13 protein-coding genes and 1 pseudogene are annotated in these 12281 nt (G+C 71.7%); 8 read left to right on the top strand and 6 right to left on the bottom strand.

From position 1 onward, the window contains the following. Positions 1-152 precede the first annotated feature (152 nt). Positions 153-1694, top strand: a complete 1542-nt coding sequence (gene hutH, locus ABZX75_RS24215; RefSeq protein ID WP_355413925.1) for a histidine ammonia-lyase — start codon at positions 153-155, stop codon at positions 1692-1694. Positions 1695-1762: 68 nt separating this feature from the next. Here hutH and ABZX75_RS24210 read toward each other — a convergent pair whose 3' ends face one another. Continuing rightward, complete coding sequence (locus ABZX75_RS24210; protein ID WP_355413873.1) at positions 1763-2047, bottom strand: hypothetical protein; 285 nt, start codon at positions 2045-2047, stop codon at positions 1763-1765. 154 nt (positions 2048-2201) lie between these two features. Here ABZX75_RS24210 and ABZX75_RS24205 point away from each other — a divergent pair, with 154 nt between their 5' ends. The 3 genes and pseudogenes from ABZX75_RS24205 to ABZX75_RS24195 form a co-directional block, all read left to right on the top strand. Next, positions 2202-2504: a hypothetical protein gene (locus ABZX75_RS24205; RefSeq protein WP_355413871.1), complete on the top strand. Its 303-nt coding sequence runs from the start codon at positions 2202-2204 to the stop codon at positions 2502-2504. 132 nt (positions 2505-2636) lie between these two features. After that, a complete protein-coding gene (locus ABZX75_RS24200) occupies positions 2637-3908 on the top strand; it encodes an Ig-like domain-containing protein (protein WP_355413869.1) in 1272 nt (423 codons plus the stop codon). Positions 3909-4037: 129 nt separating this feature from the next. Further along, a pseudogene (locus ABZX75_RS24195) lies at positions 4038-4157 on the top strand (alcohol dehydrogenase); the annotation flags it as partial. A gap of 59 nt (positions 4158-4216) precedes the next feature. Here ABZX75_RS24195 and msrA read toward each other — a convergent pair. Further along, positions 4217-4879 carry a peptide-methionine (S)-S-oxide reductase MsrA gene (msrA, locus tag ABZX75_RS24190; protein WP_355413867.1) on the bottom strand — a complete coding sequence of 221 codons (663 nt, stop codon included), beginning with the start codon at positions 4877-4879 and terminating at the stop codon, positions 4217-4219. A gap of 110 nt (positions 4880-4989) precedes the next feature. Next, on the bottom strand, positions 4990-6096 hold the full coding sequence (locus ABZX75_RS24185; RefSeq protein WP_355413865.1) for a hypothetical protein: 1107 nt from the start codon (positions 6094-6096) through the stop codon (positions 4990-4992). 69 nt (positions 6097-6165) lie between these two features. Between ABZX75_RS24185 and ABZX75_RS24180 the strand changes: the two genes are divergently transcribed. Beyond that, positions 6166-7323, top strand: a complete 1158-nt coding sequence (locus ABZX75_RS24180; protein WP_355413863.1) for a cystathionine gamma-synthase — start codon at positions 6166-6168, stop codon at positions 7321-7323. Positions 7324-7487: 164 nt separating this feature from the next. Here the strand turns inward: ABZX75_RS24180 and ABZX75_RS24175 are convergent, their stop codons facing one another. The 3 genes from ABZX75_RS24175 to ABZX75_RS24165 form a co-directional block, all read right to left on the bottom strand. Then, a complete protein-coding gene (locus tag ABZX75_RS24175) occupies positions 7488-7742 on the bottom strand; it encodes a hypothetical protein (RefSeq protein WP_355413861.1) in 255 nt (84 codons plus the stop codon). Then, on the bottom strand, positions 7739-8176 hold the full coding sequence (locus tag ABZX75_RS24170; protein WP_355413859.1) for a sigma factor-like helix-turn-helix DNA-binding protein: 438 nt from the start codon (positions 8174-8176) through the stop codon (positions 7739-7741). Before ABZX75_RS24170 ends, ABZX75_RS24175 begins: the two co-directional genes overlap by 4 nt. Before the next feature lie 99 nt (positions 8177-8275). Then, complete coding sequence (locus ABZX75_RS24165; protein ID WP_355413857.1) at positions 8276-8797, bottom strand: MarR family transcriptional regulator; 522 nt, start codon at positions 8795-8797, stop codon at positions 8276-8278. A 193-nt stretch (positions 8798-8990) separates the two neighbouring features. On the opposite strand from ABZX75_RS24165, the gene ilvA reads away from it, so the two are divergent. The 3 genes from ilvA to ABZX75_RS24150 all read left to right on the top strand — a co-directional run bounded on the left by ilvA (position 8991) and on the right by ABZX75_RS24150 (position 12253). Then, positions 8991-10223 (top strand): threonine ammonia-lyase, encoded by a 1233-nt coding sequence (gene ilvA / locus ABZX75_RS24160; protein ID WP_355413855.1) that lies wholly within the window; start codon positions 8991-8993, stop codon positions 10221-10223. Positions 10224-10355: 132 nt separating this feature from the next. Continuing rightward, complete coding sequence (locus ABZX75_RS24155; protein WP_355413853.1) at positions 10356-11399, top strand: ATP-binding cassette domain-containing protein; 1044 nt, start codon at positions 10356-10358, stop codon at positions 11397-11399. Next, entirely contained in the window at positions 11396-12253 is an 858-nt protein-coding gene (locus tag ABZX75_RS24150; protein WP_355413851.1) for an ABC transporter permease, read from the top strand. Before ABZX75_RS24155 ends, ABZX75_RS24150 begins: the two co-directional genes overlap by 4 nt. The last annotated feature ends 28 nt before the right edge of the window (positions 12254-12281 follow it).

Here is a 12281-nt window from a genome sequence, read left to right as displayed (position 1 = left end):
CGGGTGGGCAGACGGGCGGGCGGGCAGACGAGCGGCGGGTGGCCGGAGCCTGCGGAAGTGACCGCCGGGTAAGGGGCCCGCAGGGGACTCGCTCGTGACAGAGCTCGCTAGTGACATGAAGGGATTCAATCCGTAGGGTGCTGAATATGGATATGCACACTGTCGTGGTGGGACCGTCCGGAACCACCGCCGAGGACGTCATCGCGGTCGCCCGCGGCAACGCGCGGGTCGAGCTGTCCGGCGAGGCGCTCGCCGCACTCGGCCGCGCCCGCGAGATCGTGGACGCGCTCGCCGCCAAGCCCGAGCCCGTCTACGGGGTGTCGACCGGGTTCGGCGCCCTCGCCTCCCGGCACATCAGTCCCGAACTGCGCGTACAGCTCCAGCGCAACATCGTCCGCTCGCACGCCGCCGGCATGGGCCCGCGCGTCGAGCGCGAGGTCGTGCGCGCCCTGATGTTCCTGCGGCTCAAGACCGTCGCCTCCGGGCACACCGGCGTGCGTGCCTCCGTCGCCCAGACCATGGCCGACGTACTGAACGCGGGAATCACGCCCGTCGTGCACGAGTACGGCTCGCTCGGCTGCTCCGGCGACCTCGCGCCGCTGTCCCACTGTGCGCTCGCGCTCATGGGCGAGGGCGACGCCGAGGGACCCGACGGTGCGGTCCGGCCCGCCGGGGAACTGCTCGCCGAGGCCGGCATCGAGCCGGTGGTGCTCCGCGAGAAGGAGGGGCTCGCCCTCCTCAACGGCACCGACGGCATGCTCGGCATGCTGATCATGGCCCTCGCCGATCTCCGCAAGCTGTACACCTCCGCCGACATCACCGCGGCCCTGACACTGGAGGCGCTGCTCGGCACCGAGAAGGTGCTCGCGCCCGAGCTGCACGCCATACGGCCGCACCCCGGGCAGGGCGCCTCCGCCGCCAACATGGCCGCCGTGCTCAAGGGCTCCGGGCTCACCCGGCACTACCAGCAGGAGACCGCCCCGCGCGTGCAGGACGCCTACTCCGTGCGCTGCGCCCCGCAGGTCGCCGGCGCCGGCCGCGACACCATGGCGCACGCGGCCCTGGTGGCCTCCCGCGAGCTGGCCGCCGCCGTGGATAATCCGGTGGTCCTTCCCGACGGGCGCGTCGAGTCCAACGGCAACTTCCACGGAGCCCCGGTCGCCTACGTCCTGGACTTCCTCGCCATCGCGGCGGCCGACCTCGGCTCCATCACCGAGCGGCGCACCGACCGGCTGCTCGACTCCCACCGCTCGCACGGGCTGCCGCCGTTCCTCGCGGACGACGCCGGTGTGGACTCCGGGCTGATGATCGCGCAGTACACGCAGGCCGCCCTGGTCAGCGAGATGAAGCGGCTCGCCGTGCCGGCCTCCGCCGATTCGATCCCCTCCTCCGCCATGCAGGAGGACCACGTTTCCATGGGCTGGTCGGCCGCGCGCAAGCTGCGCACCGCCGTCGACAACCTGACCCGGATCATCGCCATCGAGCTGTACGCGGCCACCCGCGCCATCGAACTGCGCCACGGGCTCACCCCGGCCCCGGCCAGCAGGGCCGCCATCGCGGCGGCCCGGGCGGCGGGCGTACAGGGTCCCGGGCCGGATCGTTTCCTCGCCCCCGACCTGGCCGCCGCGGACGCGTTCATCCGTACGGGCGCTCTCGTGGCCGCGGTGGAACCGGAGACGGGCCCGCTCGCCTGACGGCCGACGTCGGACACCTGGGCGTCGGACACCTGGAAGGGCCGCCCCGTGGGCGGCCCTTCTTCCTGCTACAGGACGCGGGAACGGCGTACGGAGAAGGTCACGAATCCGGCCCCCAGGCCCAGGCAGAGGGTGCCGCCCAGCAGGTAGGGGGTGGTGTCGACGGAGCCGCTGTCGGCGAGCAGGAGCGGGGCCTGCGGGGCGGGTGCGCCGGCGGTGTCCGAGCCCGCGGAAAGGTCCGTACGGCCTGCCGGGGGCGGCGGTGCGGTGGCATTGGCCGAGGGGACGAACCAGAGCGCGGCGAGGAGGGTGGTCGCTCCGAGAGCGGTGAGCAGCGGTCGACGTGCGGACACGGTGCGATCCCCCTTGCGGCAGCGGCGACTTGGCCGTGTGCGGTGATGCGGTGATGCTACGGAAAGGGGCGGGTCGTGGGAAAGTCGGGGCTTCCTCGGGCTTACTCTCCGTCGTATGAACCCTTCTGAGACATCACGTTACGTCCGGCTTCGGGTGGATTTGGTACTTGAGGTACCGGACACGCAAGCACTCACCGGCGCCGCGCTCGCGCACATCAAGGCTGACGAGTTCATGCCGGACGAGGAGCGCAGTCACGCCGAGTCCGCCGTCCGGGAGGACGAGTCGGAGGCCCTGGCGTACCTGGTCGACCCCACTGACCTGGTCGCGGAGATCCCCGGCGTGGAGCTCGCGCAGGCCTCCTGGAGCAGCGAGCCCGTCGAATACGACCCCGAGTCCATGGAGTGGGACCTGGACGAGGAAGATGGGGACTTCGAAGAAGAGACCGACAACGCCTGACCGTGGGGTTGCCCACATTCGAACGGAATGTGGAACCGATCGCCGGCGTTAACGCGTTGTCAGGGCGAGGCAGGGGGCAAGTCCCCCTGCCCGGCCAGCCCCGGGACGGCAGCCCCGGGGTTTCCGGCAACGATGGAGTGGCGTGTGAGGACGGACAGCATGCGGCGGAGAAGGTCCCTGGTGGCCATATCCGCCGTGCTCGGCGGCGTACTGATGCTCTCGGCGTGCAACGACGGGGGCGGCGGGCAGCCGAAGGGCAACGGCGAGGCGAGCAAGTCCCAGGCGGAGGTCGACGCGGCGGCGGCCAAGGACACCTCCAAGGCCCGAATAGCCATGACGCCGAAGGACGGCGCCACCAACGTCGGTCTGAACGACGCGGCCGGCGTCACCGTCACCGACGGCACGCTCACCAAGGTCGAACTGAAGAGCTCCGAGGGCGCGGCCGTGGCCGGCAAGATCGCCGCCGACGGCAAGAGCTGGAAGCCCGACGGCGCGCTGAAGCGCTCCACGAAGTACTCGCTGTCGGCGACGGCGAAGGACGCCGACGGCCGGGAGGCGCACGAGAACGCCTCCTTCACCACCGTCTCACCGGAGAACAGCTTCGTCGGGTCGTTCATCCCGGACGAGGGCCAGACCGTCGGCGTGGGCATGCCGGTCTCGATCACCTTCAACAAGCCGATCAAGGACCGGAAGGCCGTCCAGTCGGCCATCACGGTCTCCTCCAGCAGCGGCCAGGAAGTCGTCGGCCACTGGTTCGGCCCGCAGCGGCTGGACTTCCGCCCGGAGCAGTACTGGAAGGCGAACTCCACCGTCACGCTGAAGCTGGCGCTGGAAGGCGTACAGGGCGCTCCCGGCGTCCAGGGCGTCCAGAGCAAGACCGTCACCTTCCAGATCGGCCGCAGCCAGGTGTCCACGGTCGACGCGAAGACGAAGCAGATGACGGTCACCCGGGACGGCGCGGTCCTGCGGACCATCCCGATCTCGGCGGGCTCCCCGGAGACCCCGACGTACAACGGCCAGATGGTGATCTCCGAGAAGTTCAAGGAGACCCGGATGAACGGCGCCACCGTCGGCTTCACGGACGACGACGGCAAGGGCGAGTACGACATCAAGGACGTCCCGCACGCGATGCGGCTGTCGACCTCCGGCACCTTCATCCACGGCAACTACTGGGGTGCGGACTCCATCTTCGGCAGCGTCAACACGAGCCACGGCTGTGTCGGCCTGAACGACGCCAAGGGTGCGAACGACCCGAACCAGCCGGGCGCCTGGTTCTTCGACAACTCCCTCATCGGCGACGTCGTCACCGTGGTCAACTCCCCGGACAAGACGATCAAGGCGGACAACGGCCTCAACGGCTGGAACATGAGCTGGGCGGAGTGGAAGGCCGGCTCGGCCGTCTGACCCACCGCGTGAAGCAAGACCCGGCGGACGGCGGGGAACCCTGATCGGTTCCCCGCCGTCCGCCTTCTCATGATGCTCGGCGCGGTCGTCGGCCTCGGCGGCCTCGGCCACATGGGCGTGAAGATCGCGTACGCGCTGGGCGCGGAGGAGATAAAGCTGATCGACGCCGACCAGATCAACGAGGCGTACGAGCGGGTCCTGGCGAGCGACGTCCGCTACCGCTTCGTGATCGACGCATCCACGATCTGATCCGGATCAGGCCCCGCCGGGCGGAGCCGCGCCTGCGGCCGCCCGCTCACTCCGCCCGCTCACTCCGCCGGCGCCACGCCGATCGGGCAGGAGACGCCCGTGCCGCCGATGCCGCAGTAGCCGCCCGGGTTCTTGTCCAAGTACTGCTGGTGGTAAGCCTCCGCGGGCCAGAACGGCCGCTCGGCCGCCGGGAGGACGGCCGTGGTGATCCGGCCGTGGCCCGAGGCGGTGAGGACCTGCTCGTAGGCCGTGCGGGAGGCTTCGGCCGTCGCCTGCTGGGCGGGGGAGTGGGTGTAGACCGCCGAGCGGTACTGGGTGCCCACGTCGTTGCCCTGGCGGAAGCCCTGCGTCGGGTCGTGGGACTCCCAGAACAGCTTCAGCAGGACCGCGTAGGAGACGGCCGAGGGGTCGAAGACCACGCGGACGACCTCGGTGTGCCCGGTCAGACCCGAGCAGACTTCCTCGTAGGTCGGGTTCTCCGTGAAGCCGCCCTGATACCCGGCCAGCGTGGTCCACACCCCGGGGGTCTGCCAGAACTTTCGCTCCGCGCCCCAGAAACAGCCCAGGCCGAAGTCGGCCACTTCCAGACCGGCCGGATAGGGGCCGGCCAGCGGGTTGCCCAGCACGGTGTGCTTCTCGGGCAGGGCGAAGAGCGGCTCGGAGCGGCCCGTCAGGGCCTCCTCACGGGTGGGGAGCTCGGGCGTACGGCGGTACGAGAACATGGGTTCCCTCCTTGTCACGGATGACAACGGACGGGGGCGGACCGGGATTCCCTGCCCCGCGCCCGCGCGCGCCCCGCGCCCCCGCGCCCGCAGCTCCCGCCCTCCGCCGGTCAGCGCGGGAGCGTCGCCGGAGATCCGCCGTTCGCCTCGTACCCCGCCACCGCCAGCGCCCGGTACACCGCGTACTGCGCCGCCGGGTCCGGCGCCGTCGACCACGGCAGCGCGCCGACGTACCCGTCCACGTGCCGCACCTGCTCCATCGCCTCCGCCCAGCGCTCCATGTTGACCAGGAACACCAGCAGCAGATGCCGTACGTGCGCCAGCATCGGGTCGTCCGCCCGCGCCGAGTGGACCGCGTACAGCGCGCCCTCCACCGCCCGCGTCACGACCGCGCTCCGGTAGAAGCTCTGCACCAGATTGACCTCGGGCAGGTGCTCGTAGACCGCGAACAGCGGCAGCGCCGCCAGCAGTGAACCCTGCGGAGCGCGCGCCGCGGCCGCGTGCGCGAAGGCGTCCGCCTTCTCCCGCGAGCCGTGCCACTTCTCGCACCAGTAGTGCAGCGCCGCCAGGTGCGCGCCCATGTGCTCCGGCGCCCGGTCGATGACCTTCGCCCACAGAGCGTCGAACTCCGCCTCCGAGTACGCCAGCGCCCGCGCGATCGCCAGCTCCGTGATGTACGGGACCGGATCACCCGGCGACAGCAGCGCGGACCTGCGGCACGCCTCCCGCGCCTCCTCCAGGATGATCCGGTGATCGGTGGAGCCCACCCCGCCCGACTGCCGCCACGCCTGCTGCACCAGCAGCTCCGCGTGCACCTGCGCACCGCCGGCGTCCTTCTCCGCCTCCAGGCGCCACGCCTTCAGCCACTGCGCGCCCACACCCGGCTGCCGCACCAGGTCCAGCGCCGCGGCCCCGGCGAAGGCCTGCACGCGCTGCCAGCGCAGCTCGCCCTCCCGCGGAGTCCCGGCGAGGAGCTGCGAAGCGGCCTGCCACGTGCCGCTGCGCTGGACGTTGTCGAGGGCGTCCATCAGGTCCTGGTCGGGCCCGGGCAGGCGGATGTCGAGCTGCTCCTGGCGGACGAATCCGTAGTTCTCGGGGTCGGCCGCGTCCGGGCTGCCCGGTGCGACCTGACGGATGCCGCCACGCTTGCGCCGTATGTACGGACCGATGACGGCCACGAGCAGGCCGATCGTCAACAAGAACCACAGAATCTCCATGCGACCAAGCGAACCAGACGCACCCGGCCCAAGGCGAATGGAGACCAGGCGGGGCATAGGCTCTTCCCCATGAGCGACGACAGCCACGAGCACCAGAGCTTCGAGACCCGCGCGATCCACGCGGGCAACAAGGCGGACCCGCTGACCGGCGCGGTCGTACCGCCGATCTACCAGGTGTCCACCTACAAGCAGGACGGGGTCGGCGGCCTGCGCGGCGGATACGAGTACAGCCGCAGCGGCAACCCGACCCGGACCGCGCTGGAGGAGAACCTCGCGGCGCTGGAGGGCGGCCGGCGCGGGCTCGCCTTCGCGTCCGGGCTCGCCGCCGAGGACTGCCTGCTGCGTACGCTGCTCTCCCCGGGCGACCACGTGGTCATCCCGAACGACGCCTACGGCGGAACCTTCCGCCTCTTCGCGAAGGTCGTCTCCCGCTGGGGCGTGGAGTGGTCGGTCGCCGACACCTCGGACGCGGAGTCCGTACGGGCCGCCCTGACCCCGAAGACCAAGGTCATCTGGGTCGAGACGCCCTCCAACCCGCTGCTCGGCATCACCGACATCGCCGTCGTCGCCGACATCGCGCGGACGGCCGGCGCCAAGCTGGTCGTGGACAACACCTTCGCCTCCCCCTACCTCCAGCAGCCGCTCGCGCTCGGAGCCGACGTCGTCGTGCACTCGCTGACGAAGTACATGGGCGGCCACTCCGACGTGGTCGGCGGCGCGCTGGTCACCGGGGACGCGGCGCTGGGCGAGGAACTGGCCTACCACCAGAACGCGATGGGCGCGGTGGCCGGGCCGTTCGACTCGTGGATCGTGCTGCGGGGCATCAAGACCCTGGCCGTCCGCATGGACCGGCACTCGGAGAACGCGACGAAGGTCGCCGAGCTCCTGACGCGGCACCCGAAGGTCACGCGCGTCCTGTACCCGGGACTGCCGGAGCACCCCGGGCACGAGGTCGCCGCGAAGCAGATGCGGTCCTTCGGCGGGATGATCTCCTTCCAGGTCACCGGGGGCGAGGAGGCGGCGGTCGCCGTCTGCAACAGGGCGCGGCTGTTCACGCTGGGCGAGTCCCTGGGCGGGGTGGAGTCCCTCATCGAGCACCCGGGCCGGATGACGCACGCGTCGGTGGCGGGCTCACTGCTCGAGGTTCCGGCGGACCTGGTGCGGCTGTCGGTGGGCATCGAGAACATCGACGACCTCCTGGCGGACCTGACCCAGGCGCTGGGCTAGCCGCGGGGTCCGGGGCAGCGCCCGGCAGCGGCGCCGCACCGTAGGACTTCGCGGACCCCGGACGGGGTGCGGGGGCAACGCCCGCGCACCCCCGGCTCCTCCCTCGCGGGCGGCGCCGAGGGCGCGCCTGTAGAGGCTGAGGATGCGTGGCCCGGGCGGCCGGGTCACCAGCCCTCCAGCGGCGGTGAGATCCCGGTCGGCGGCGCGGCCCAGGGCCGGGTCAGGCAGGCCCACACCGTGAACGCCGCTGCCGCCGCGAACAGCACGGCCCAGCCGACGCGGCGCAGCGCCCGCCGGCGGCGCAGCAGGCGGTCCCCGTGCGCGGCCGCATCCGCCGCGAACCCGGCCGGCACCGCCGGGTACGGGCCCTCCAGCAGCCGTCTGACCTGGGCTTCCTTGCGGTCCGGGAGGCCGCTCACGCCGCCTCCCGGGATCTCAGCGCGGCGACGGCCCGATTGCACAGCACCCGTACCCGCTCCACCGGCAGCCCCAGCTGCGCCGCCGTGACCTCCTCCGCGACGCCCTCGTAGACCCGCAGCACGAGGACGAGCCGCTCCAGCGGGCTCAAGCGCCCCAGGAGGCCGCCGCCTCCGTGGTGGCGCCAGCCGGTCCGGGCGAAGGCGGTGCACAGTTCCCGGCGGGTGAAGTCGTACGGGTCGTCACCGCGCAGGCGCCGCCAGTTCGCGTACGTACGGGCCAGCGCGCCCGCCAGGAGCCGGCGTGCGGCGGCGGCCCCGGCCTCCGGCTCGGCCGTCAGCAGGACCGCGACGCGCAGCAGCCGCCCCGCCGCGCCCGCGACGAAGGCCTCGAACTCCGCGTAGGGCGCCGAGATCCCCGATCGGTGGTTCTCCACAGCCCACATGGTGCGGTCTGCGGGACCACCCCGGTCAAGGGGTCGGACGGACCCGGCTCAGACCCGGTCCGGACCCGGGTCTGACCGGGTCTACCCGGCTCAGGACGCCGGACCGGCCTCGGTGACCGACGACATCAGTTCGGACAGCGAGAGGTTGAAGCGGGTCAGCAGCGCGGTGAAGACCTCGCGCTCCTGCGGGGTCCAGCCCTCCGTCACACGGGCCATCAGCTCGCGCCGCGAGGAGCGGACCTCCTCCAGCCGCGCCAGCCCCCGCGGGGACAGCGCGAGGACCACGGCCCGGCCGTCTTCCGGGTGCGAGGTCCGCTTGACCAGACCGCTGTCGACCAGCGGCGCGACCTGCCGGGTGACGGTGGAGGAGTCGATACCCATGCCGCCGGCGAGCGCCTTGACGCCCATCGGGCCTTCCAGGTCGAGCCGGTTCAGCAGCAGGTACGCCGCGCGGTCCATCGAGTTGCGGGCCTGGCCGACACCGCCGAGGCGGGTCTGCTCGGCGCGGCGGGCGAAGACCGCCACCTGGTGCTGGAGCGCGTCGAGGAGACCGGCTCCGGCGGACGCTTCGGCCGCCGAGGGCAGATCGGAATTGGCCGGGGTGGAAGGCATGGCCGTGGGCTCTCTTCGCGTGGGGCCGACAAGGACGGGGGACAGAGTACGCGGCCGTGCGGCGGCTCGTACGGCTCGTACGAGAACTGATACGGCCCATGCGCACGGCCCTCCCGCGGCTGTCCCGGATGGCCGGATTTCACCCCTCCCGCCGTCCGGAGCCGCACCGCGCGCGGGCTGCGAGACTGGCCGCATGAACTACCGCGTGCCCCAGCCCGTCCCGCAGGTCATCCTCGACGACATCCGGGGGGCTCAGAAGATGCTTTCCGGCGTCTCCAGGGTCACCGCGATGGAGGGCAGCCGGCACCTCTCCTCGCTCACGGGCTCCCCGGTCCACTTCAAGTGCGAGAACCTCCAGCGCACCGGCTCCTTCAAGCTCCGGGGGGCCTACGTACGCATCGCGGGCCTGCGTCCCGAGCAGCGGGCCGCAGGCGTCGTGGCCGCCAGCGCGGGCAACCACGCGCAGGGCGTGGCGCTGGCCTCCTCCCTCCTCGGGGTCCGCTCGACGGTGTTCATGCCCCTCGGGGCGCCGCTGCCCAAGGTGGCCGCGACCCAGGAGTACGGCGCCGAGGTGCGCATGCACGGGCAGGTCGTGGACGAGACCCTTGCCGCGGCCCAGGAGTACGCGGACCGCACCGGCGCGGTGTTCATCCACCCCTTCGACCACCGCGACATCATCGCGGGCCAGGGCACGGTGGGCCTGGAGATCCTGGAGCAGTGCCCGGAGGTGCGGACCATCCTCGTCGGCATCGGAGGCGGAGGTCTCGCGGCCGGTGTCGCGGTCGCGGTGAAGGCCTTGCGGCCGGACGTACGGGTCATCGGGGTGCAGGCGGCGGGCGCGGCCGCGTACCCGCCCTCGCTCAAGGTGGGGCACCCGGTGTCGATCGACAACCCGAACACCATGGCGGACGGCATCAAGGTGGGCCGCCCCGGAGACATCCCCTTCAAAATCATTGGCGAGCTGCTCGACGACGTGCGTACGGTTTCCGAGGACGCCCTTTCCAGCGCCCTGCTGCTGTGCCTGGAGCGGGCCAAGATGGTGGTCGAGCCGGCCGGGTGCAGCCCTGTCGCGGCCCTGCTGAGCGAACCCGGCCTGTACGGCGGGGGCCCGGTGGTGGCCATCTTGTCCGGCGGCAACGTCGACCCGCTGCTGCTCCAGCGGATCCTGCGTCACGGCATGGCGGCGGCGGGCCGGTACCTGTCGCTGCGGCTGCGCGTCACCGACCGGCCGGGGGCCCTGGCCGGACTGCTGGCGGTGTTGTCGGTGGTGGACGCGAACGTGCTGGACGTGAGCCACGTACGGACCGACCCGCGGCTCGGGCTCACGGAGGTGGAGGTGGAGCTGCACCTGGAGACGAAGGGCCCGGAGCACTGCGCCGAGGTGGCGCGGTCGCTCCACAGCGCGGGGTACAAGGTCATGAGCTAGCGATACGCGATATAACGCGATACCGTCGGCTCCCGGGTGACCGGGGGGAATCCCCCGTTCGGCCGGGCGGGGGCTGCCCTGCGCCCCTAGCATTCGCTGAGGAAACACCCGATTCACACTGGGAGAATCCATATGCCAGGTGCCATCTATGCCGAAGGCCTGGTCAAGACGTTCGGTGAGGTACGGGCTCTGGACGGCGTGGACCTCGATGTCCCCGAAGGCACCGTCCTGGGCCTGCTCGGCCCCAACGGCGCGGGCAAGACCACGACCGTGCGCGTGCTGACCACCCTCCTCCAGCCCGACAGCGGCAAGGCCGTCGTCGCCGGGATCGACGTACTCAAGCACCCCAACGAGGTCCGCCGCGCCATCGGGCTGTCCGGTCAGTTCGCGGCCGTCGACGAGTACCTGACCGGCCGCGAGAACCTCCAGATGGTCGGCCAGCTCTACCAGATGAAGGCGAAGGCGGCGAAGGCCCGCGCCGACGAGCTGCTGGAGCGCTTCAACCTCGGCGACGCCGCGGACCGCACCGCCAAGACCTACTCCGGCGGCATGCGCAGACGTCTCGACCTCGCGGCCGCCCTGGTCGTGAGCCCGCCCGTGATGTTCATGGACGAGCCGACCACCGGACTCGACCCGCGCAACCGTCAGCAGCTGTGGGGGATCATCCAGGAACTGGTGGCCGGCGGCACGACCCTGCTGCTCACCACCCAGTACCTGGAGGAGGCCGACCACCTCGCGCACGACATCTGCGTGGTCGACCACGGCAAGGTCATCGCCCGCGGCACCTCCGACCAGCTCAAGGCCCGGACGGGCGGCGAGCGCGTGGAGGTCGTCGTCCACGAGCGCGAGCACATAGGCACCGCGCGCGAGGTGCTCGCCGGCTTCGGCAAGGGCGAGACCGCGGTCGAGGAGCACACCCGCAAGCTGACCGTGCCCGTGTCGGGCGGCGCCAAGCTGCTCGCCGAGGTCATCCGCGAGCTCGACGCCCGGGGCATCGAGATAGACGACATCGGCCTGCGCCGTCCCACCCTCGACGACGTGTTCATCTCCCTGACGGGCCACGCGGCCGAACGCGCGGCGGAGGAGAACGACGCGACGGCCGACGGCGGCGCCGGCACGCCCCAGGCCAAGACCAGGTCCAAGGGCCACAAGGCGCGGAAGGAAGCGGCGAAGTGACCATCACCTCCCGGCCCCCGGAGCTCGCGGCACCCCGCCCGCGCGGCGGCCTCGTCCAGGGCGTTAACGACTCCCTGGTGATGGCCAAGCGGAACCTGATCCGCATGTCCCGCATCCCCGAGATGATCATCTTCGGCGTGATCCAGCCGGTGATGTTCGTCGTCCTCTTCAGCTACGTCTTCGGCGGCTCGATCAGCGTCGGCGGCAACACCTCGCCCGCCGCCTACCGCGAGTTCCTGATGGCGGGCATCTTCGCCCAGACCGTCACCTTCGCCACGGCCGGCGCGGGCGCGGGTATCGCCGACGACATGCACAAGGGGCTGATCGATCGCTTCCGCTCGCTGCCGATGGCCCGCGGCGCGGTCCTGACCGGCCGCACTCTCGCCGACCTCGTCCAGACCGCGCTCACCGTGATCGTCCTCGCGGTGGTCGCCCTGATCGTCGGCTGGCGGACCCACGAGAACCTCGGCAAGGTGCTCGCCGGCTTCGGCCTGCTGCTCCTGCTCGGCTACGCCTTCTCCTGGATCGGCGCCCTGATCGGCTTGTCGGTGCGTACCCCCGAGGCGGCGACCTCAGGCGGGCTGATCTGGCTCTTCCCGCTGACGTTCATCTCGAACGCCTTCGTCCCCTCCGACAACATGCCGACCTTCCTGCGTCACATCGCGGAGTGGAACCCCTTCAGCGCGACCGTCCAGGCGGCCCGCGAGCTCTTCGGCAACCTGCCACCGGGGTACGAGGCTCCCGCGGCCTGGCCGATGCAGCACCCGATCCTCGCGTCCGTCCTCTGGTCGCTGCTGATCATCGTGGTCTTCCGCACCCTCGCCGTGCGCAAGTACCGCTCGGCGACCGCGTAGCGCCCGTACGTACGATGCCCGGCCGGGA

Source organism: Streptomyces sp. NPDC003038 (genome assembly GCF_040611115.1).
Taxonomy (GTDB): domain Bacteria; phylum Actinomycetota; class Actinomycetes; order Streptomycetales; family Streptomycetaceae; genus Streptomyces.
Note: the sequence above shows the minus strand (reverse complement) of the source record. Positions and strands in the feature narration are given on the sequence as shown.